At 66.3% G+C, this 20,505-nt stretch carries 21 protein-coding genes, 3 tRNA genes and 1 pseudogene; 17 read left to right on the top strand and 8 right to left on the bottom strand.

Features of this window, described 5'->3' with window-relative positions; genetic code table 11:
• The first annotated feature begins 32 nt into the window (after positions 1 to 32).
• The 3 genes from GK109_RS07455 to GK109_RS07445 are packed head-to-tail and all read left to right on the top strand — an operon-like array spanning position 33 to position 3,101.
• Positions 33 to 1,223: a hypothetical protein gene (locus tag GK109_RS07455; RefSeq protein ID WP_157239436.1), complete on the top strand. Its 1,191-nt coding sequence runs from the start codon at positions 33 to 35 to the stop codon at positions 1,221 to 1,223.
• Positions 1,224 to 1,282: 59 nt separating this feature from the next.
• The gene (locus GK109_RS07450; RefSeq protein ID WP_370460454.1) at positions 1,283 to 2,218 is read left to right on the top strand and encodes an ABC transporter ATP-binding protein; all 936 of its coding nucleotides are present in this window, start codon (positions 1,283 to 1,285) and stop codon (positions 2,216 to 2,218) included.
• 31 nt (positions 2,219 to 2,249) lie between these two features.
• On the top strand, positions 2,250 to 3,101 hold the full coding sequence (locus GK109_RS07445) for an ABC transporter permease (RefSeq protein WP_157242743.1): 852 nt from the start codon (positions 2,250 to 2,252) through the stop codon (positions 3,099 to 3,101).
• 26 nt (positions 3,102 to 3,127) lie between these two features.
• On the opposite strand, the gene GK109_RS07440 is transcribed toward GK109_RS07445, so the two are convergent.
• From GK109_RS07440 to GK109_RS07425, 4 genes are all read right to left on the bottom strand, one after another.
• A complete protein-coding gene (locus GK109_RS07440; protein WP_231754819.1) occupies positions 3,128 to 4,585 on the bottom strand; it encodes a C40 family peptidase in 1,458 nt (485 codons plus the stop codon).
• A gap of 213 nt (positions 4,586 to 4,798) precedes the next feature.
• Positions 4,799 to 5,719 (bottom strand): cation diffusion facilitator family transporter, encoded by a 921-nt coding sequence (locus GK109_RS07435; RefSeq protein ID WP_157239434.1) that lies wholly within the window; start codon positions 5,717 to 5,719, stop codon positions 4,799 to 4,801.
• Positions 5,720 to 5,729: 10 nt separating this feature from the next.
• The gene (locus GK109_RS07430) at positions 5,730 to 6,158 is read right to left on the bottom strand and encodes a metallopeptidase family protein (protein ID WP_157239432.1); all 429 of its coding nucleotides are present in this window, start codon (positions 6,156 to 6,158) and stop codon (positions 5,730 to 5,732) included.
• 9 nt (positions 6,159 to 6,167) lie between these two features.
• Complete coding sequence (locus GK109_RS07425; RefSeq protein WP_157239431.1) at positions 6,168 to 7,148, bottom strand: DMT family transporter; 981 nt, start codon at positions 7,146 to 7,148, stop codon at positions 6,168 to 6,170.
• 127 nt (positions 7,149 to 7,275) lie between these two features.
• On the opposite strand from GK109_RS07425, the gene GK109_RS07420 reads away from it, so the two are divergent.
• Positions 7,276 to 7,959, top strand: a complete 684-nt coding sequence (locus GK109_RS07420) for a thioredoxin domain-containing protein (protein ID WP_157239429.1) — start codon at positions 7,276 to 7,278, stop codon at positions 7,957 to 7,959.
• 17 nt (positions 7,960 to 7,976) lie between these two features.
• Here GK109_RS07420 and GK109_RS07415 read toward each other — a convergent pair whose 3' ends face one another.
• Positions 7,977 to 9,023 (bottom strand): PHP domain-containing protein, encoded by a 1,047-nt coding sequence (locus GK109_RS07415; RefSeq protein ID WP_157239427.1) that lies wholly within the window; start codon positions 9,021 to 9,023, stop codon positions 7,977 to 7,979.
• 164 nt (positions 9,024 to 9,187) lie between these two features.
• Here GK109_RS07415 and GK109_RS07410 point away from each other — a divergent pair.
• The 8 genes from GK109_RS07410 (at position 9,188) to GK109_RS07375 (ending at position 12,017) form a co-directional block, all read left to right on the top strand.
• Positions 9,188 to 9,260, top strand: a tRNA-Glu gene (locus GK109_RS07410).
• A 91-nt stretch (positions 9,261 to 9,351) separates the two neighbouring features.
• Positions 9,352 to 9,425: transfer RNA gene (locus GK109_RS07405), tRNA-Asp, on the top strand.
• A 48-nt stretch (positions 9,426 to 9,473) separates the two neighbouring features.
• Positions 9,474 to 9,549: transfer RNA gene (locus tag GK109_RS07400), tRNA-Phe, on the top strand.
• A gap of 186 nt (positions 9,550 to 9,735) precedes the next feature.
• Complete coding sequence (locus tag GK109_RS07395) at positions 9,736 to 10,191, top strand: Asp23/Gls24 family envelope stress response protein (protein WP_157239425.1); 456 nt, start codon at positions 9,736 to 9,738, stop codon at positions 10,189 to 10,191.
• Positions 10,188 to 10,379 (top strand): hypothetical protein, encoded by a 192-nt coding sequence (locus tag GK109_RS07390; protein WP_104996645.1) that lies wholly within the window; start codon positions 10,188 to 10,190, stop codon positions 10,377 to 10,379. Before GK109_RS07395 ends, GK109_RS07390 begins: the two co-directional genes overlap by 4 nt.
• Positions 10,376 to 10,756, top strand: a complete 381-nt coding sequence (locus GK109_RS07385; RefSeq protein WP_157239424.1) for a hypothetical protein — start codon at positions 10,376 to 10,378, stop codon at positions 10,754 to 10,756. Before GK109_RS07390 ends, GK109_RS07385 begins: the two co-directional genes overlap by 4 nt.
• Before the next feature lie 74 nt (positions 10,757 to 10,830).
• Complete coding sequence (locus GK109_RS07380; protein ID WP_157242741.1) at positions 10,831 to 11,409, top strand: hypothetical protein; 579 nt, start codon at positions 10,831 to 10,833, stop codon at positions 11,407 to 11,409.
• Positions 11,406 to 12,017, top strand: a complete 612-nt coding sequence (locus GK109_RS07375; protein ID WP_157239423.1) for a hypothetical protein — start codon at positions 11,406 to 11,408, stop codon at positions 12,015 to 12,017. The genes GK109_RS07380 and GK109_RS07375 overlap by 4 nt, the downstream gene beginning before the upstream one ends.
• A gap of 4 nt (positions 12,018 to 12,021) precedes the next feature.
• Here the strand turns inward: GK109_RS07375 and GK109_RS07370 are convergent, their stop codons facing one another.
• The gene (locus GK109_RS07370) at positions 12,022 to 13,839 is read right to left on the bottom strand and encodes a glycoside hydrolase family 13 protein (protein ID WP_157239422.1); all 1,818 of its coding nucleotides are present in this window, start codon (positions 13,837 to 13,839) and stop codon (positions 12,022 to 12,024) included.
• Positions 13,840 to 13,979: 140 nt separating this feature from the next.
• Between GK109_RS07370 and GK109_RS07365 the strand changes: the two genes are divergently transcribed.
• The 5 genes from GK109_RS07365 to GK109_RS07345 all read left to right on the top strand — a co-directional run bounded on the left by GK109_RS07365 (position 13,980) and on the right by GK109_RS07345 (position 18,636).
• Positions 13,980 to 15,269: an ABC transporter substrate-binding protein gene (locus tag GK109_RS07365; RefSeq protein WP_157239421.1), complete on the top strand. Its 1,290-nt coding sequence runs from the start codon at positions 13,980 to 13,982 to the stop codon at positions 15,267 to 15,269.
• A 7-nt stretch (positions 15,270 to 15,276) separates the two neighbouring features.
• Complete coding sequence (locus GK109_RS07360; RefSeq protein WP_157239420.1) at positions 15,277 to 16,311, top strand: carbohydrate ABC transporter permease; 1,035 nt, start codon at positions 15,277 to 15,279, stop codon at positions 16,309 to 16,311.
• Positions 16,308 to 17,204 (top strand): carbohydrate ABC transporter permease, encoded by an 897-nt coding sequence (locus tag GK109_RS07355; RefSeq protein WP_157239419.1) that lies wholly within the window; start codon positions 16,308 to 16,310, stop codon positions 17,202 to 17,204. The genes GK109_RS07360 and GK109_RS07355 overlap by 4 nt, the downstream gene beginning before the upstream one ends.
• Positions 17,201 to 17,449 (top strand): hypothetical protein, encoded by a 249-nt coding sequence (locus tag GK109_RS07350; RefSeq protein WP_321215214.1) that lies wholly within the window; start codon positions 17,201 to 17,203, stop codon positions 17,447 to 17,449. The genes GK109_RS07355 and GK109_RS07350 overlap by 4 nt, the downstream gene beginning before the upstream one ends.
• Positions 17,450 to 17,583: 134 nt before the next feature.
• A complete protein-coding gene (locus GK109_RS07345) occupies positions 17,584 to 18,636 on the top strand; it encodes a LacI family DNA-binding transcriptional regulator (protein ID WP_370460453.1) in 1,053 nt (350 codons plus the stop codon).
• A 23-nt stretch (positions 18,637 to 18,659) separates the two neighbouring features.
• On the opposite strand, the pseudogene GK109_RS07340 reads toward GK109_RS07345, so the two are convergent.
• A pseudogene (locus GK109_RS07340) lies at positions 18,660 to 19,558 on the bottom strand (hypothetical protein).
• A gap of 34 nt (positions 19,559 to 19,592) precedes the next feature.
• The gene (locus tag GK109_RS07335; protein ID WP_321215217.1) at positions 19,593 to 20,399 is read right to left on the bottom strand and encodes an exodeoxyribonuclease III; all 807 of its coding nucleotides are present in this window, start codon (positions 20,397 to 20,399) and stop codon (positions 19,593 to 19,595) included.
• Between the last annotated feature and the right edge of the window lie 106 nt (positions 20,400 to 20,505).

Here is a 20,505-nt window from a genome sequence, read left to right as displayed (position 1 = left end):
TACCCGGACGCGGCGAGGTCGCGGGACACGGCATGAACCGGTCCTTTCTGCGATGGGTTCCTGCCGCGGCCGTTCCTGCAGTGATCGCGGCTGGGGTGCTGGTGGGATCCTTCCCGGCACGGGCCGGCGATCCCCTTCCTGAGAAGACCCCGGCCGAAGTGATCGCCCTGCTCGGTTCCCACACCGCGCACACTTTTTCGGGCACTGTGGAACAGTCCTCGGACCTGGGGCTGCCGGAGTTGCCGGCAACCGGTCCCGCATCCGGGCCCGCCTCGGCCGGCGGGGCAGCGTCCGCGATCGAGTTCCTTACCGGCCGCCACACTGCACGGGTCTTCGTGGACGGCAAGGACAAAGCACGCGTCCAGGTAGTGGACCGGCTCGCGGAACGGGACATCATCCGGCGCGGCAGTGACGTCTGGTTCTACTCGTCCAAGGACAATACTGCGGCGCACCTGGCACTGCCGGCCCATGCCAGCGACCTGCCGATGATGGACCCTGGCCATCAGCTTCCTGGCACTTCCCCCACTGATCATGTCCCGGACGGGATGCCCGTTCCGAAAACACCCCAGGAACTGGCAGAGAAATTCCTTGCCGCGGCGGACAGCTCAACTGCCGTGACAATCGGCCCTGACCTCAACGTTGCAGGCCGGCGCGCATACAACCTCGTCCTCGAGCCGCGCACGGAGGGAACACTTGTTGGCAAGGTAGCCATCGCCGTCGACGGGGAGAACGGCATGCCGCTCTCCGTGAAGGTCACCGCGCGCGGCGCGGAGGCGCCGGCGTTCAGCGCCGGATTCACCAGCCTCTCCCTGGAAGCCCCTGATGACGCCCTCTTCAGCTTCGTCCCGCCGCCGGGCAGCACGGTGAAGGAACTGCAGCCCCCGCATCCCACGCGCTGGCCACTCAGCTCCGGGTTGCCCGGCAACCCCGGAATGCGCCTCACCCCGGACCAGCTCGCCGCCGATGTCCAGGGCAAGGCCCGGCCCTACCTGACGGGGTCGGGCTGGGAGACCGTGGTGAAACTTCCGGCAGGAACCGAAGCCGGAACAACCCTTAGCCAGGTGCTGGCGCAGAATCCGGTGCTGGCCCAGGCCGCCGTCGTTGTTCCTGGCGGGCGGGTGCTCTCCACTGCACTGTTCACCGTCCTGCTCACCGACGACGGCCGCATCTATGCGGGCATGGTTCCGGCGGGCACACTGCAAGCCGCATCCTCGGCCCCGTGACGGGCGCATCAGGGCTTCGTGGACCCTGGGCGTACGGCCTGACCATCGAAACACGGGGATTGACAAAGCATTTCGGCCAGCAGGTAGCCGTGGACAGCCTGGATCTTGCCGTGCCGCCTGGTGCCGTCTTTGGCTTCCTGGGGCCCAATGGCTCCGGAAAGACAACCACCATACGGATGCTGCTGGGCCTCGCGGCCGCTTCCGCCGGCACGGTCAAACTGCTCGGAAAGGAGATGCCGGGCAGTTTCCAGGATGTCCTGCCGCGCGTTGGGGCGCTCGTGGAGGGGCCGGCCTTCTACCCGTTCCTGTCCGGAACGGCGAACCTGCACCGGCTCGATGCCGCAGGCCGGCACGCCGACCCCGCAACGCGAAAGGCAAGGGTGGGCACGGCGCTGGAACGGGTAGGGCTCAGCCATGCCGCCGGCAAGCGTGTCCATGCCTATTCGCTGGGCATGAAACAACGGCTGGGGATCGCCAACGCCCTGCTGTCGCCCCGCGAACTGCTGGTGCTGGATGAGCCCACCAACGGCCTGGACCCACAGGGCACACGGGAAGTGCGGAACCTGGTACGGTCCCTGGCAGCTGACGGAACCACCGTTTTCGTCTCCAGCCACCTGCTGGCCGAGGTGGAACAGATCTGTACCCATGCCGCCGTCATGAGTGCGGGCAGGCTCGTTGCCCAGGGTCCCCTTTCGGACCTGCGCCGGTCAGGCAGTTCGCGCATGCGCCTGGTGACCCCGGACGCGGGCCAGGCATCCACCGTCCTGGTCCGGCTGGGGCTGGCCCCGGAGGAAGGACCGCCCCAGCCGGACGGGCAGGTGCTGACGGCCGACCTTGCCCGCAACGGCATCGGAGCGGCACACCCTGCCCCGGAGGAGCTGGTGGCCGCGCTGGTGCAGGCGGGCGTCCGGGTCCGCGGCTTTGCGGTGGAACGGGAGAGCCTCGAGGACCGGTTTGTCGCCTTGACCGGGGAGGGGTTCGATATTGCCCAGTAGCGTGCCGGACCAGGACGTGCCGGACCAGGACCTGGAAACGTCCGCCGGGGCCCCGGCGCCCCCGCGCGGAGCCGGCTGGTCTCTTCTCGGCTCGGAAATCGCGGTGCTGTTCCGGCGCCGGCGAACCTGGGCCCTGCTGCTGGCACTGGCCGCCATCCCGGTCCTGATTGCGGTGGCCGTCCGGGTCTCCTCGGCGGTTCCCCCCGGGCGGGGTCCGGCCTTCCTGGACCGCATTACGCAGAACGGCCTGTTCGTGGCGTTCACCGCCATGCTGGTGTCCGTCCCGCTTTTCCTGCCGCTCACGGTCGGGGTGGTGGCGGGCGACACCATCGCAGGCGAGGCAAACCTGGGAACGCTCAGGTACCTGCTGGTTGCCCCGACGGGCCGTGTCCGGCTGCTCCTGGTGAAATACGCCGGCGCGCTGGCCTTCTGCCTCACTGCGCCGGTCACGGTGGCCCTTGCCGGGGCCTGCATCGGGGCAGCGCTTTTCCCCGTGGGGCCGGTGACCCTGCTGTCAGGGGACGTCATCCAGCCTTCGGAGGCCGCGCTCCGCCTCCTCCTGATCGCCGCATACCTGGCTGTCTCCCTGGCCGGGCTGTCCGCGATTGGGTTGTTCCTGTCCACCCTCACCGTGGTTCCGGTGGGTGCCATGGCCGCCACGGTGGTGATCTCCGTGGTGTCCCAGGTCCTCGACCAACTGCCACAGCTCGAATGGCTGCACCCGTGGCTCTTCAGCCACTACTGGCTGGGCTTCGGGGACCTGCTCCGCCAGCCCGTACTGTGGGACTCGTTCGCCAGCAACGCACTGCTGCAGGCGGGATACGTGGCCGTGTTCGGCGCGCTCGCGTACGGCCGGTTCGTCACCAAGGACGTCCTGAGCTGAACTGCGCGCCTTTGGTGGCGGCCGGCCTAGTAGCGCGCGGCGTACGGGTAGAGCTGCATCCCGGCCATGGCGCTGAGCTGGGTCACCCCGATGCCCTCCTGCGGGTTCAGCGCGTGGACCACCTGCCCGTTCCCCAGGTAAATGGCTACATGGTAGAAGTTCGACGGCGAGCCCCACACCAGCAGGTCCCCGCGCCGTGCCTGGGAGAGGGGTACGTGCGTGGAGGCGGATGCGTACTGCTGCGCGGCCGTGCGCGGGAGGTTCTTTCCGGCGGCGGCGAACGCCGCCTGCACCAGGCCTGAGCAGTCAAAACCGTAGGGGCCGGTTCCGCCCCATTGGTAGTAGTAGGGCGCGCCTACCTTCCCCAGGGCGGCCGAGATGGCCGCCTCATAGGTTCCTCCGCCAAGGGACGGGGCGGGTGCCGGGGCGGGGGCGGGTACCGCGGGGGCTGGAGCCGGGGCGGGCGCCGGTGCAGCAGGCGGGGCGGGCGCCGGCGCTGGAGCCGGCGCAGCGGGCGGGGCGGGTACCGCGGGGGCTGGAGCCGCCGCGGGAGCGGGAAGTGCCGGTGCCGCCGGTGCTGCAGCGGCAGGCCGGTCGCCCGCGGTGGTCCGCTGCTCAGGGGCTGCCGCCTCTGCCGCCGCTTTTTCGGCCGCAGCCGCCAGTGCCGTCAGCCGGGCCTCTTCCCGTTGCCGGTCCAGGGCGTCCACCCGGGCCGATTCCAGTGCCACAGTGGTGTTCCGGAGTTGGGCCAGCTGGTCCACCAGGACAGTGCGCTGTGCCTTGGCGTCCGCCACTGCCTTGGCGGAGGCTGCGTTGGCTTCGTCAGCCTGGGACTTCCGGGTTTCGGCTGTTCGGGCTGCCTCGTCCGCGGCCTTCGTGGCTTCTTCTGCTGCCGCGGTCAGGGAACGTGTTGCTTCGGCGGCGGCGTCTGCAGCCTCAAAGGCCCGGCTCCGGCCGGCCGAGAGCGCCTGGAGGGTGGCTGCCTGCTGAAGGGTTTCTCCGCCGCCGCTGGCCAGCGTGCCAAGCGTGGGGTTCAGGCCGCCGTTGCGGTAGAGGTCGCCGGCCAGCTGCCCCACCTGCCTGCGGGTTTTGTCCTGCTGCTCCTGCGCTGTCGCAGCCCTGGCTGACGCCGCTGCCGCTGCGGAGCTGCGCTGCTGCAGCTCCACAAGGGCTTCGCTGTAAGCGTTGTTGGCCTGCATTGCCACGGCAAGAGCGGCCTGCCGGGACTCAGCGGCGGAGCCAAGGATCCGTTCGATCACTGCCACCTGGTCCGCGGCGGCGGCCTCGTTTGATTTCGCTGCGGCGATGTCTTCCGCCGAGGGGACTTCCGGCGAGGCCGGGATGGAAAAAGAGGGCCGTTGCGGGGCGGGCAGCGCGCCTGCGGGCGCTGCCGCAGTCCCCACCATCACGACGGCGGCACACACCACGGCGGACTTGCCCAGGGTAGTGCGCAGCGACTTGCGAAAGGAATTGTTTGAAACCATCTGCAGGAACCTCGAAGCGGTAGGGCTGGAGGTCCTGGTGGAGGCACAACAGTGCCCCTCTGATGCCCGCCAGCAGTCCGAGGTTACGCGACCCCTTGCACTTTGGCAACAAGAGTCACATCACTAACATAAAACACATCAGTGTCATTTGACCGGACCCGCGGAACGGCGTGTCGCGTCGGACGTTCCGGTTAACCCGGCGGCATGGCTTGGCTAGGCGTGCTGATGGGCTTCGTGCTCGGAATGCGTGGCGGGTTCCAGCTGGAAGGTGCAGTGGTCCGTGTCGAAGTGCGAGCCCAGGCAGGTGACCAGCTTGTCCAGAAGCTGGTCCGCGCCGCGTGCGTTGAGCACCCCGTCCTCCACCACCACATGCGCGGAAAAGACCGGAACGCCGGATGTGATGGTCCAGATGTGGATGTCGTGCACGTCCGTGACGCCTTCGACGGAAAGGATGTGTTCACGGATCATCTGTACTTCCACCCCCTTGGGGCTGGCCTCCAGAAGCACATCCACCACGTCGCGGAGCAGGGACCAGGCCCGAGGCAGGATCAGCAGGGCGATCACCACGGAAGCGATGGTGTCCGCGGCCTGGAAGCCGGTCACCATGATCACCACGGCGGCAGCAATGACAGCGAAGGATCCCAGCAGGTCACCCAGCACTTCCAGGTAGGCGCCGCGCACGTTGAGGCTCTCCTGGTGGGCGCCGTGCAGGATCAGGAGGGAGGCCACGTTTGCTGCCGCGCCGAGGATGGCGGCGAAAAGCATGATGTTGGTCTGCACTTCCGGCGCCGCGCCGATCCGGCGCACCGCTTCGGTGAAGATGACAACGGAGATCACCACCAGGATCAATGCGTTGGCCAGTGCGGCAAGCACCTCTGCTCGCTGGTAGCCATAGGTTCTCTGGTCGCTGGCAGGCCGTCCCGCTATCCAGGCGGCCAGCAGGGCGATTGTCACGCCCGCCGCGTCAGAGAGCATATGGCCCGCATCGGCCAGCAGGGACAACGATCCGGAAAGGACGGCGCCCACCACCTGGACCAGGACCACGGCGAGCGTGATCACCAGGACAGCCACCAGCCGTTTCCGGTGCCGGCCGGTCGCGGTGATTCCGTGGGTGTGGCTGTGGTCGTGTCCCATGCCTACAAGGCTAGCCCCAGCCGAGCTCGTGCAGCCGGTGGTCGTCTATCCCGAAGTGGTGGGCGATTTCGTGCACCACTGTCACCGCAACTTCGTGGATGACGTCCTCCCGTGAGGAGCAGATCTCCAGGATGGGTTCGCGGTAGATGGTGATCCTGTCCGGCAGCGAGCCGGCGTCCCACCAGGAATCACGTTCGGTCAGCGGCACGCCTTCGTAGAGCCCCAGCAGGACCGTGTCCGGGTCCTCTCCAGGTTTTGGCACGTAGTCGTCCTCGATGAAGACCGCCACGTTGTCCATGGCGGCCGCCAGCTTCTCCGGGATGCTGTCCAGGGCGTCCTGGACGGCGGCCTCGAACTCGTCCTCGGGCATGGTGAAGCGAAGGGGCTCGCTGGGGCCTTCAGGAACGGTCGGCAGTCCCGGCGGCAGGCTGGCTGGCATACCTGGATTCTAGCGGGAAGCGGACGGCCCGGCCCCGCGTGCAGCCTTGCTCCTGCGCCGGGTCAGACCCACGCCAACCAGGCAGACCAGTCCGCCAACCAGGCCCAGGACGCCGGGAATTTCACCGAGCAGCAGCCAGGAAATCAGGATGGTGGTTCCGGGCACCAGGTACGTGGTGGCGGCCAGCTTCCCCGCATCCACCAGTGAGAGCGCGTACGCCCAGGTGGTGAAGGCGATCGCTGTTGGAAAGACGCCAAGGTAGGCGAGGCCCCAGGTTGCCTGCGGCGGCGCGGCCTGGACCTCGGCTATGAGCTGGCCGGTAAAGGGCAGGCAGCACACCGCGCCCACAAGGATCCCGAACCAGGTGGCTTGTGCTGCAGGAAACTTCCGCAGCACCGGCTTCTGGATGATGACGCTGACTGCGGCGAGCACGGCGGCAAGGAGGCATAGCAGCACGCCTGCCACGTCCGCCGTCGTGCGTTCCCCCGGCGCGGAAGCCTGGCCGGAGCCGAAGGCGATCAACGCCACCCCGGCGAAGGCAACCAGGCTCCCGATGATCAGCCACCGCGGGAAGCCCTCCTTGAGGAATATGCCGGCCATGATGGCCACAAGGATGGGGTTGACATTGATCAGCAGGGCGCTGGTGCCGGCATCAAGGATGTGCTCTGCGGCGTTCAGCGCCACGTTGTACCCACCGAACCACATCACTCCGTAGGCGAGGATGGGCCACCACTCCCTTCCCCGGGGCAGCAGCCTGCTCTTCAGCAGTTGGGGGAGGACCAGCAGGGCCAGTACGACGGCGGCAATCACCAGCCGGCCGAGCGTCAGGGAGCCGGGGGAAAAGTGTGGGCCTATCGCCCGGATACCCACAAAGGCCGATGCCCAAAGGACTACGGTCACCACCATGGCGGCCACTCCGAGAGCCTTCACCCGGGCGGCGGCTTGGGGAGGTGCAGTGGCGGTAGGGCTGGCGGGGCTGGTTGAAGGCATGAAGCAAATCTAGCCGCGGGCAGGCAGCACTGGCTGGCGGAAATCGGCCATGTCTGGGCAACTTCCTGCCAAAAAGGCGGGCAGCCGTGCAGCCCCGCGACACGGTGCCTCGGCTAGGATGCGGTTTATGGTCTCAAGCCCGGCTCCGCCCCGCGATTCTGCACGCCTTGCCAGGAAGGTGACCTGGATCGTCCTCGCGCTGATCGTGGCGGGCTGTGCTGCCTGGTACTCGGTGCTGACGCTGGGGAAGTCACCGGAATCCGCCTCCCAGCCAGGCGGCTCTGAACAGCTGGTCCGGACGGACAGCCACCGGTTGACCAGCCCGGCGGTGGAGAAGGCGCAGCTTGTGGAATTCCTTGATTTCGAATGCCCGTCCTGTGGCTCCATCCATCCGGTGGTGGAGGAATTCAAGGCGGAGTTCGGCGACAGGATCACGTTCGTCCACCGGCACTTCCCCCTGTCGGCCCACCCGAATTCGGGGCAGGCGGCCCTTGCCGCCGAGGCCGCCGGCCAGCAGGGGCAGTACCAGCAGATGGCGGACAGGCTGTTCGAAACCCAGTCCCAATGGGCCGGGAACCAGGCATCCCAGGCCCCCCTCTTCCGCACCTACGCCGAGCAGTTGGGGCTGGACCTTTCCCGCTTCGATGCCGCCGTCGCCGACCCCGGGACGGAGGAGCGCATCCTGGCCGACGTTGCGGACGGCAAGGCGCTCGGCGTGACTGGAACGCCCACCTTTTTCCTGGACGGCGAAAAGCTCACGCTCACCACCAAGGCCGATTTCCGGCAGAAGCTCGCCGACGCCGTCAAGTAGGACCCGTTCGGCCAGGCCTACCGGGCGCCCGCCCATTCCAGCAGGCGTTCCACCGGCCAGGTGGTGATGATGCGGTCAGCGGGGACCCCGTTCCGCTCGGCACGCTCCGCTCCGTACTGCAGGAAATCCAGCTGGCCCGGCGCGTGGGCATCGCTGTCGATCGAGAACAAGCAGCCGGCCTCGAGCGCCAGCTGGATCAGCGCGTCCGGCGGATCCTGCCGTTCCGGCCGTGAGTTGATCTCGACTGCCACGTTGTGTTCAGCGCAGGCGGCGAACACATCCTTGGCATCGAAGTCCGACGGCGGCCGCGTCCCCCGGGACCCCTCGACGAGGCGCCCCGTGCAGTGGCCAAGGATGTTGGTGTGCGGATCCTGGATGCCGCCGAGCATCCGCCGGGTCATGGTCCGGCTGTCCGCGCGGAGCTTTGAATGGACGCTGGCCACCACAATGTCCAGGCGGTCCAGCAGCTCCGGTTCCTGGTCCAGGTCCCCGGACTCCAGGATGTCCACCTCGATGCCGGCCAGCAACCGCACAGGGTTGGCCGCCCGGGCGTCATCGACCGCGGTGCGGATGCCGTCGTTGATCGCGTCCACCACGTCCAGTTGCTGCAGGAGGCGCTCCGCCGAGAGCCCGTTCGCGATGGTGAGGTTGGGGGAGTGGTCCGTCAGGGCAAGGTATTCCCTGCCCAGCACCCCGGCGGCCGCCACCATCAGCTCGATCGGGGAGCCGCCGTCGGACCATTCACTGTGGCTGTGCAGGTCGCCCCGCAGGGCGTCCCGGATGGAGGCCCCGGCGGAAGCCAGCGGCCGGGCGCCCTTCTCGCGGAGGTCGGCGAGATAGTCCGGGACCTCTCCCTCTACCGCCTGCCGGATCACCTGGTACGTCCGGTCGCCGATGCCCTTCATCGACTTCAGCCGGCCGTTGCGCGCACGCTCGGCCACTTCCTCCGGCGGCACCGGGCTGATGGCCGCTGCCGCCTTGCGGAACGCCTGGACCTTGAAGGTGGCGGCGCGTTCGCGCTCCAGCCAGAAGGCAATCTCGTTGAGCGCTGCTACGGGATCCATCCGTCCATCTTGGCCCGTCCAGCCCGCCCGGCGGCGGTGTTTTGGCCGATTTTGGATAATTCCTGCCTAGGCCCTATAGTTTTAGAGTCCAGTTCGGAGAAACGCAAAGGACAAAGACGGAAAGCCTCGCTTGACGCCTTTTATTTTGTTCCGAACGGGTTCTGGCCCCCATCGTCTAGCGGCCTAGGACACCGCCCTTTCACGGCGGCGGCACGGGTTCGAATCCCGTTGGGGGTACGCAAGGAACTGGTCAGGCAGGCAGAAAATGTCTGGTAGGCTGGAAGCCTTGAAAAAAGCGGTAGAGATACTGCGGAAGCAAGAAACGCAAGGCCCTGTAGCGCAGTTGGTTAGCGCGCCGCCCTGTCACGGCGGAGGTCGCGGGTTCAAGTCCCGTCAGGGTCGCTCTGATTGTTGGAAGCAATTCCGGCTCTCATGGTGACTAGTCACCTAGGCTCTGTAGCTCAGTTGGTAGAGCGTTCGACTGAAAATCGAAAGGTCACCGGATCGACGCCGGTCGGAGCCACCACTGGGAAGCATCAGTTCTTCGGAACTGGTGCTTTTCTGCTTAACGGCTGCCCCTTAACGCTTGCCGCGATGTTCCACCCTTGACCTGATGTTCCCGGCCCCGTCCGCGGGCCCCCGCGGGGCCTGCCTTCTGCCGTAAGCCCCGGGCAAGGGATAGGGTTGGGAGCAACAGAAGGGGGAGTGCCTGATGGAATACCAGAACCCACAACCCGAGGCGGCCGTCCAGGGCCGCGCCGTGCCGGCCCCGGCGTCCGCGCTGGGCCGCACCGTGATCTCCGAAACAGCAGTGGCCAAGGTGGCGGGGATCGCCGCCCGTGCCGTCCCCGGGGTCTATTCCCTGGGGTCCGGACCGTCACGCGCACTGGGCGCCATCCGGGACGCCGTCGGCAGTTCGGACCATGCTGCCGGGGTGCATGCGGAAGTCGGCGAAACCCAGGTGGCCGTGGACATCAGCCTGGTGGCAAGCTACGGGACTCCCCTCCACTCCCTCGCAGACCAGGTCCGGGCCGCCGTCTACCGCGCGGTGGAGGAACTGGTGGGACTCCAGGTCATCGAGGTCAACGTGGAGGTCACTGACGTCTACGTGCCGCCGCCCGTAAAGCCAACTACCCCCGGCCCTACCGAAAGGGAGGCACTCCTGTGAACCTCACCGTAGCCGGTATGGCGATGGGCGCGTTCGTCGCCTTCATGTCCCTGCAGTTCGGCCTGTGGGGCTTCCTTATATCCCTGCTCTTCATGGCGGTCGGGGCGCTGCTGGGCCGTGCCGCGGAGGGCAAACTGGACCTGCGCGGCGTGCTGGATGCCATCATCGGCCGGCGCTCGTCCTCATGAGTTCGCCCGCGCCGGCCGTGCGGGCGCAGGTGCTCAACGGCCACAACCGGATCAGTACGCAAGCCCTGACAAGCCTCGCGAAGGCGGCCGCCGCCCAGGCCCTGGGCGTCGACGCCCAGGACGTCAGGGCGGACTGGGCTGACGACGACGGCCTGCTGGCACTGTCCCTCGTCGCGCCGATCAGCGCACCGCCGCTGCGGGCGGCAGCCCTCGACCCCAACCGGGTGGAGGCCTTCGGAGGCTCCATCTGGGACCGTGGCGTCAGCGCCAAAGCCCACATCCTTGCTACCGTGGCCGAGCTCAGCGGCGCACAGCTGAGCCGGGTGGATATCAGGATCAGCGGCGTCAGGATCAGCCAAGGGGGGCGGGTCCAGTGAACCGAACCCGGCAGGGGAGCACCGCTGAAGCTTCGAACCCGCAGTCACGCGTCCGCAGGGCAAACGGGCCGGACATGGACCGGATTTTGCGGCGGGAAACCCATTCATCACGGGCAGCGATGGCAACTGTCGCCGCCGTCGTGGTCATGGTGCTGGCCGCGTACGGACTCCTGGAAGCTGCCGTGCACGTTATTGGCGAGCCTCCGTGGCTCATCGATCCCCAAGCGGCGGCACAGCGCATCGTTGCCCTGCCCGCAGGGATTTCCCCGCTGCTGCTGGGCGCGATCGGTGCCGTGCTGGCGATGGTTGGCCTGGTCTTCTTCCTCAACGGCGTACTGCCCGGACGGCGTGCCAGGCACCTTCTGGTGCCCGGCGGACGTGCCGGGGCCGGACCGGCTGTGGTGGTGGATGATGAAGTCATCGCCTCCTCGCTGGCCCGGCGGGCCCGCCTGGCCGCCAACGTGACACCCGAGCAGGTGATGGTGGTGGTCTCCCGGCGGCAGGTGGTGGTGAACGTCCGGCCGACGTCCGGCGTGCCCGTCCGGGAGGAAAGCGTGCTCGCCGCGGTCCAGGATGAGCTCGATGAAATGGGGCTCGATCCCGCACCCGGAGTCCGCATCAACGTGGCGCCGTCCGGGGTGATCGGGGCATGAACAGCACCCCGAGCCTCCTCAACAGGATCCTGCTCGCTGTCCTGGGCCTTAAGTTGCTGGCCATAGGAGTGCTGTTGATGCTGCTGGCAGCGGTGCCGGCGGTCGGGCCGTGGTGGCACTCCTGGTCCGCGGGCCTTTGGGACACAGCGAACAGCGCCTTCAACGCCACCCGTTTCCCTGGCCGTTCGGAGAGCTGGCTGTGGATTGTGGTGGCCTTGGCCCTCCTCCTGCTGATCGGCCTCATGGTTGCCTGGATCGCGCAGCAGGGCAAGGGCCGCTCCAACCTGCTGGCTGCCGAGTACGATCCCGGCGACGTTCCCGGGGACGTCCGGATCAGCGGGGGAGTGGCTGAGCAAGCCCTCAAGCAGGCCCTCGCCGGCCGGCCGGACCTGGCCGGTTCCACTGTGGTCACCTATGACGTCAAGGGGTCCCCGGCCTTGAAAGTGCGGCTCCTGCCCCGGCAGGGCGTGGCACCGCACCTGCTCGCAGCAGAGGTGGCGGAACTGCTGGATTCCCTTGAAGCCGTGGTGGGCAGGAAGATTCCTGTCCTCATCCACATCGGCGCCGGGGCGCGGACGCGCTTCGGCAGGGCCGAGCGCGTCCGCTGAAAGACTAGTTCCGGGTGAGGTAGACGGCGCAGTCCACGGGCACCTCATCCATTTGGCCCCATTCCGAGGCCGGCTCCGTGCCGCTGGACAGCTCCACGGAATAGCCCTCAGGGATGGGCGCGGAGGCAAAGCCCATGTTGGCCAGGACCAGCACATCTCCGTTGTGGAAGCCCAGCAGGCCGCTTTCCGGAGCGTGGACCTCGGCCCATTCAAGGGAACCCTTGCCCAGGTTCCGGGCGGACCGGAACGCCAGTGCAGCCCGGTACAGCTCAAGCGTGGAGCCTTCCTCGATTTCCTGCTGGTCCGCTGCGAGCGGACCGAAGCTTTCGGGCTGCGGAAGCCAGGGCGGGGCCGCTTCGCCCTGGAAGGACTGTGAGAAGCCATAACCAGGTAGTTCCGCCGCCCAGGGCAGCGGGACCCGGCAGCCGTCGCGGCCGGTTTCTGCCCCCTGCGTCCGGAAAAAGGTAGGGTCCTGGCGGGCCTCCGGGGGGAGCGTGGTGTGCTCAGGGAGCCCCAGTTCCTCGCCCTGGTACAGGTAGGCGGAACCCGGCAGCGCCAGCTCCACCAGGGTGGCCGCCCGGGCCCGGGCCAGTCCAAGGGCGGCATCCGGCTGCTCATCGTCCGCTGCGATGCCCTTGGGAAAGGTGGTGGGATCCTTGAGGCCGAACCGGGTGGAATGGCGGACGGTGTCGTGGTTGCTCAGCACCCAGGTGCACGGTGCCCCCACGGCTGCGGCGGCCTTCAGGGATGCGTCGATCGCCTCTGACATCCGTTCTGCATCCCACCCGGCCATCAGGGAGTCGAAGTTGAAGGCCTGCTGCATTTCGTCCGGCCGGACGTAAAGCGCCAGCCGCTCTGCTGGTTCCACCCAGGCTTCGGCCACCATCATCCGGTCGCTGCCGTACTCCGACAGGACGCGGTGCCAGTCACGGTAAATCGCGTGCACGCCGTCCTGGTCGAAGAAGGGCGACGGCGGATAAACGGGAGATACGGCGCGGTGGGGTTCTTCGGCATTGGTATGTGCGCCGGGCGCATCGCCTGGCAGCGACGGTTCCCTGTGCACCTCCACTTTGCCCTCAGCCGAGGTGCCTTCAACCATTGCCGCCACCCCGTCCCAGTCGGGCAGGCCGGCCTCCTTGACCATGCCGTGCGCAACGTCCACCCGGAAACCGTCCGCTCCGCGGTCCAGCCAGAAGCGGAGTACGGAGCGCATCTCCTCCTGCACTTCCTGGTTGTCCCAGTTCAGGTCCGGTTGCTTCGTGTCGAACAGGTGGAGGTACCACTCGCCCGGGGAGCCGTCCGCTTCGGTGATCCGGGTCCAGGCCGGTCCTCCGAAAATCGATTTCCAGTTGTTCGGTGCCCGGTTGCCGTCGCCGGATCCGGGTACTTCGTCCTTCCCGGGGCGAAAGATGTAACGGTCGCGTTCAGGGGATCCCGGCGGCGCAGCGAGGGCCTCCCGGAACCACGCGTGTTCGTCAGAGGTGTGGTTAGGGACCAGGTCAACGATGACCTTCATGCCCCGCCGGTGAGTTTCATGCAACATCGCATCGAAGTCCGCCAGGGACCCGAACAGGGGGTCAACCTGGCGGTAATCGGCCACGTCATAGCCGCCGTCGGCCTGCGGCGACTTGTAGAAGGGGGACAGCCAGATTGCATCCACGCCCAGCCGTTCCAGGTAGGGCAAGCGGTCCATCACCCCGCGCAAATCGCCCATGCCGTCGCCGTTGCCGTCCGCGAAAGACCGGGGGTAGACCTGGTAGACGACGGCGTCGGTCCACCATTCATGGGAAGCGTCGGAGGCAGGAACGGCCGGGTTGGACATTTGGTTCCTCTCAGATAACTTTTTGATGTAAACGCTTGCATAACCACGAGCAACCTTACTAGTGTGATGGTCACCACATCAACCTCACCTAGCAAGCGCACTGCCGACTTACTTGTCACTCAGCGAGGAGCTTCAAGCCAATGAAAACCCCTAGATTCCTACTGCCGGCTGCAACCGCCGGTGTCCTGGCCCTGTCCCTGACCGCATGCGGCGGCGGAGGCGGCGGCGGGACCACTGGCGGCGGCGGTACCGACGCCGAAAAGAACCTGGACAGCCGGGGTCCCATTACGTACGTCCAAGGCAAAGACAACAGCAATGTGGTGCGTCCCCTGATCGAAAAGTGGAATGCTGCCCACCCGGACGAGAAGGTCACGTTCAAGGAGCAGACAGACCAGGCCGACCAGCAGCATGACGACCTGGTACAGAACTTCCAGGCCAAGAACGCTGACTACGATGTGGCAAGCGTGGATGTCGTGTGGACCGCCGAGTTCGCAGCCAAGGGGTGGCTGCAGCCCCTCAAGGACAAGATGGCCGTAGAAACCAAGGGAATGCTTGAACCCACGGTCGAAGCCGGTTCGTACAAGGGCACTCTATACGCAGCCCCGGTGTCTTCCGATGGCGGCATCCTGTACTACCGCAAGGACCTTGTGCCGGAAGCACCCAAGACGTGGGACGAGATGATGGGGATGTGCTCCATCGCAAAGCAGAACAACATGGGCTGCTACTCGGGACAGTTCAAGCAGTATGAAGGCCTCACGGTCAATGCTTCCGAGGCCATCAACTCGGCCGGCGGATCCGTCCTTAATGACCAGGGCAAGCCGAACCTGAACACCCCTGAGGCAGAAAAGGGCCTGAACAACCTGGTTGAGGCCTTCAAGAACGGGAACATCCCGGCCGAGGCCATCACCTACCAGGAAGAGGAAAGCCGCCGCGCTTTCCAGGAAGGCAAGCTGCTCTTCCTCCGCAACTGGCCCTACGTCTACAACCTGGCCACCACCGAAGGTTCCTCCAAGGTGAAGGACGTGCTGGGTATGGCTGCCCTGCCGGGCAAGGACGGCCCCGGTGCCTCCTCCCTCGGCGGCCACAGCGCAGCCATCAGCGTCTACTCGGACCACAAGGCAACTTCCCTGGACTTCGTGAAGTTCCTGATCGCGGAAGAGCAGCAGAAGTTCTTCGCCACGAAGGGTTCGCTGGCTCCGGTCTTCGGTGCACTGTATGAAGACAAGGAACTGGTTGCCAAGCTTCCGTACCTGCCGGTGCTGAAGACCTCCATCGAGAACGCTGTTCCCCGTCCGGTAACCCCGTTCTACCCGGCTGTTACGCAGGCGATCCAGGAAAACGCCTACGCTGCACTGAAGGGTGAGAAGCCGGCCAAGGACGCGCTGTCTGACATGCAGAAGTCCATCGAGTCCGCTGGCGCAGGATCGTAGTTTAGCCATGGCAACCGAATTGGGCCCGACGCCGGTAAAGCCGGCGTCGGGCGCCCCCGATGTACACCACGGTCCCAAAGGTGTAGGCGAAGACAACGCGATCCTCAGCCAGGGCAAATGGGCCTCCTGGCTGTTGGCTCCCACGATCATTGCCCTGGGCATCGTCATTGTTTACCCCATCATCAGCGCCATTGTGATGTCCTTCCAGAAGGATGCGGGGCTGGACCCGGTCACCGGGCTGTTCACGGCCGGGGGCCCAGCGGGTATCCAAAACTACGTCAACTGGCTGGGGCAGCAGTGTGCCGCCCCGAACGGTGGTACCGTCGCTTGCCCGCCGGGCACCCTTGGCGGCCAGTTCTGGACCGCCACCGGAACCACCTTCCTCTTTACGGTCATCACCGTGGCCTTTGAGACAGTGCTTGGCTTCTGGATGGCCATGATCATGGCGCGGACGTTCAAGGGCCGCGGCCTGGTCCGCGCAGCCGTCCTCGTTCCGTGGGCCATCCCCACCGCTGTCACGGCCCAGCTGTGGCTCTTCATGTTCGACTTCAACGGCATCATCAACAAGCTGTTCAACGTTTCCATCCTGTGGACAGGCAGCGAGTGGCCGGCCAAGTGGGCAGTGATCATCGCAGACACCTGGAAAACCACGCCGTTCATGGCGCTGCTGATCCTGGCCGGCCTGCAGATGATCCCGGCAGAGGTCTACGAGGCCGCAAAGGTCGATGGCGCAAGTGCCTGGCAGCGCTTCCGCCTCATCACGCTTCCGCTGGTGAAGCCCGCGCTGATGGTGGCCATCCTGTTCCGCACCCTGGATGCCCTGCGTATGTTCGACCTTCCCTACATCCTGACCGGCGGTGCCAATAACACCACCACACTGTCCATCCTGGTGATCAACCAGATCAGGCAAGGGTTCAACTCGGCAGCTGCCTTGTCCACCATTACGTTCATCATCATTTTCCTGGTCGCATTCATCTTCGTCCGCTTCCTCGGTGCGAACGTCGTGGAACAAAGCGGAGCCACCGGTAAGGGGAAGAAATGACAACCACAACTGCCTCCACGGCATTGCGGGCGCAGCAGGACAAGGGCCGCAAGGCCGCCCAGACCCGGGAAAAGTGGGCGAGCGCCCGTACGTACATCAGCGCCGTCGTGATCCTGATCTGGTGCCTTGCACCGGCTTACTGGATGGTGGTGACGGCGTTCCGCGAGGTCGGCTTCACCTACGACACAACGCCTTGGCCGACGCACGTGACCATGGACAACTTCACCACTGCGTTCGATACGTCCTTCGGCAACCAGTTCGGCCGGGCCCTTGGCAACAGCATCATTATCGGTGTGACGGTCACGGTGATCTCGCTGGTGATCGGCGTCTTCGCAGCCTATGCACTGGCACGCCTGAACTTCCGGTTCAAGTACCTCGTGCTGGGGTTCATCCTGGGCGCCTCCATGTTCCCCGGTGTTGCCCTGATCACCCCGCTGTTCCAGCTTTTCACCAACATCGGCTGGATGGGCACCTACCAGGCCCTGATCATCCCGAACATCTCCTTCGTCCTGCCGCTCACCGTCTACACCCTGACCTCCTTCTTCCGCGAGATGCCGTGGGAGCTTGAGGAATCAGCCCGCGTTGACGGCTGCACGCAGGGCCAGGCGTTCCGGAAAGTGATCATGCCGCTGGCCGCCCCGGCCATCTTCACCACGGCGATCCTGGCCTTCATCTCCTCCTGGAATGAATTCCTCATCGCCAGCCAGTTGTCGAATGAGGCAACGAAGCCCGTCACGGTTGCCATCGCCAGCTTCGCCGGCGCGCAGCCCAACCAGATCCCCTACACCGCCATCATGGCCGCGGGCACCATTGTCACCATTCCTCTGGTGATCCTGGTGCTTGTCTTCCAGCGCAAGATCGTTGCCGGCCTGACGGCTGGTGCGGTCAAGTGACACGCGACGCTTCCCGCCCCCGCACCCCGGGGGCGGGGGGCGGCCGCCGGCTCCTGAGGTCCGGCGAGGATTTTGACATCATCATCGGGTTCCTCGGCTTCTGGGCACTGGTCCTTCTTGTGGTCACCGTCTGGATGGAGGTGACTGCGCAGCCCGCCCTTGGCTGGGCACTGGGCCTGCTGGCAACGCTTTTGGCGCTGTACGGAATGGTGCGGCTGCGGCGGCGCCTGCCGGAACGGAGATGATACAGCTGGATCCGCTGCCGGCGTCCACCCGGCGCGGTAACACTGCGATGCACGACTGTGTCCAAAATACGATTGGCACGGCGGTATCGCATTAAGCAGGGCGGACACCTGCAGGGAGTACATGAGGGGACACCGTGGCACGCACAACTGAAAGGTCTCAACGGGGAGGCCACAGCGGGGTCAGCATTGAAGACGTAGCGGCCGCCGCAGGAGTGTCCACCGCCACCGTGTCCCGGGCGGTCCGGGGACTGCCCCGGGTGTCCCCGGCAACACGGCAAAAGATCCTCGACGTCGCAGGAGACCTGGGCTACGTTGCCTCCTCCTCCGCGTCCGGCCTGGCCACGGGACGCACCAGGACGATCGGGGTGCTTGCCCCGTTCGTGAGCCGCTGGTTCTTTTCCAAGGCCATCGAGGGCGCGGACCGCGAACTGCACGCCCGCAACTACAACCTTTCGCTGTTCAACCTCGGTGGACACGGGAGCAACCGGGAGCGGCTTTTCAGCAAGACCATGGTCTATAAGCAGATCGATGCCCTGCTGGTGTTGTGTATGGCGCTGACCCACGAAGAGCTGGACCATCTGCAGAAGATCGACATTCCGCTGGTGGTGGTGGGCGGCCATGTCGAAGAGTGCGCCTATATCGGCATTGACGACTATGCCGCCGCATCTGCTGCCGTCCGCCACCTGATCGACCTGGGCCACCGGGATATCGCCCTGCTGCACGGGGACGACGAGACAGACCTGAACTTTGATGTTCCCCGGGTCCGTATCCTTGCGTTCAAGGACGTCATGACGGCCGCCGGCCTCCCCACCCGCCCCGAGTGGGATGAATGGGGTGACTTCACGGTCCGCAGCGGCCAGGAAGCCTTGCGCCGGCTCTGGTCCAAACCGGGGAAAAAGCCGACTGCCATCTTCTGCGCCTCGGACGAGATGGCCATGGGCGTCATTTTTGAAGCGGCCCGCATTGGCGTGCGGGTCCCGGAGGAACTCTCCGTGGTGGGCATCGATAACCACGATTTTGCCGACGCCATGGGGCTGACCACCGTTGGCCAGCGGCCCGATGAGCAGGCAGAGCTGGCCACCAAGATGCTGCTGGACGAACTGGACGGGCAGATCGGCTCCGTGCGGTCCGCCGTCGCGCCCCATGAGCTGATTGTCCGAAGGACCACGGCGCCGCCCCAGTCCTGAACGACTGGCCCGCGCGGATGGCGTCAGGAAGCGCGCGCCAGCTGGCGGATGGGGATCCAGCGGGACGCCAGGCGCCGGTAGGCTGCAGCGGCGCCGGTCATGTCCCCTCGGCGAGGCACTCAATGCCCAGCCGGATATCCATGGGCGAATCGTCCGGGTACACCTTGTCGGCAACAGCCCCATAGTCAAGCTCCACCATCGAATTGACGTGGAACAGTTCCAGCCATTCGGTGAGCTGGGCGAGGTCGTCCAGCATGTCCAGGTCCGGTGCGGCCAGGGCAAGGTTCGCCACGGCGTAGCGTGCCCGCTCCAGGGCGTCGGTAATGGGCGCCCACACCCGGACGGTGACGATCCGGCCGCCGGCCTCCACCACGTCCTTGTGGTCCGATTCCATGAACAGGGAGAACCAGCTGAAGGGGATCCCCCAGGTGGACGCACGGGTGTGCACCCGGACGGATCCGTCGCGGGCTTTGACCTGGTCTATCCGTTCCTGATGCTTGTCCCGCTGCTCCTCGGGGATCAGCAGTTCGGCCAGCGGACCGTGGATGCCCTGCATCAGGGCGTTGGCCGCCAGGCCGGCCCTCAGCACCAACTGGCTGGGGCAGTACAGCAGCACCGGCTCCGCGTCAGCATTGTCGTCGTCGGATGTTTCGCCGGCGGTTCCCGCGGATGATGCCGGGGCAGTGGTGACACGGACCAGGTCCGTGCGTCCCGTGGGGAAGGGGTCGCCGCCGGAGCGCGTGATGCGTCCCAGCGAGGCCAGGAGTTCCGCATTTTCGACGGCGGCGCGGGAGGCCGAGCGCGCGCCCTCAGCCTGGATTGCCTGGCGCTGCTCCTCGGGGAAGGCTTCCAGCGGCTCGTAGACACGCAGGGTGGACGAGAATGGCAGGCCGGCCTGGCCCCGGTAGAGGTTTCCGGTCATCTCGGCCTCCCAACGTGGGTCCAGGATGCTGACATCAGTCCGCCAGTTCCACCAGCACGGGGGCGTGGTCCGAGGCGCCCTTGCCCTTGCGCTCCTCGCGGTCGATCGAAGCGCCGGTCACGCGCGCCGCCAGGGCCGGGCTGGCCAGCACGAAGTCGATCCGCATGCCCTCCTTTTTGGGAAAGCGCAGCTGGGTGTAATCCCAGTACGTGTATACGCCCGGGCCCGGGGTGTAGGGGCGCACTACGTCGGTGAAGCCTGCCGACTCGAAAGCGTGGAAGGCGGCTCGCTCGGGCGGGCTGACGTGGGTGTACCGGTTGTTGACGAAGAGGTCGATGTCCCAGACGTCCTCGTCGAACGGGGCGATGTTCCAATCGCCCATCAGGGCCACCTGGGCTTCGGGGTTCTGCGTGACCAGTTCCTGGGCGTGCGTCTTCAGGCTCTCCAGCCACTTGAGCTTGTACGGCATGTGTTCGTCGTCCAGGGACCGGCCATTGGGGACGTAGAGGCTCCAGATGCGGATACCGGCGCAGGTGGCGGCCATGGCCCGGGCCTCCTGCACGGGGTCCTTGCCGGCCTTGCCGAACGAGGGCTGGTCCAGGAAGGTGCGCTCCACGTCGTCCAGCCCCACGCGGGAAGCGATGGCCACCCCGTTCCACTGGTTGACGCCGAAGTGGGCAACCTCGTAGCCCATCCGCTCAAAGAGTTCCCACGGAAAGTTTTCATCCTTGCACTTGGTCTCCTGGATGGCCAGGACATCGCAGTCGCTGCGCTGAAGCCAGGCTTCGACGCGGTCGGCGCGGGCACGGAGGGAGTTCACGTTCCAGGTAGCAATCTTCACAGTTCCTAACCTACCTTGAGCGCCGGAGATGCGGACCGGGGCAGGGCTCCGAAACGGGGCACAACGGCGCGGACACGCTCGCGCGTTGAGTCCAATCCGCCGGAAT

It is taken from the genome of Pseudarthrobacter sp. GA104 (assembly GCF_009741265.1).
Taxonomy (GTDB): Bacteria; Actinomycetota; Actinomycetes; order Actinomycetales; family Micrococcaceae; genus Arthrobacter.
This window is presented reverse-complemented; position numbering and strand designations above follow the sequence as displayed.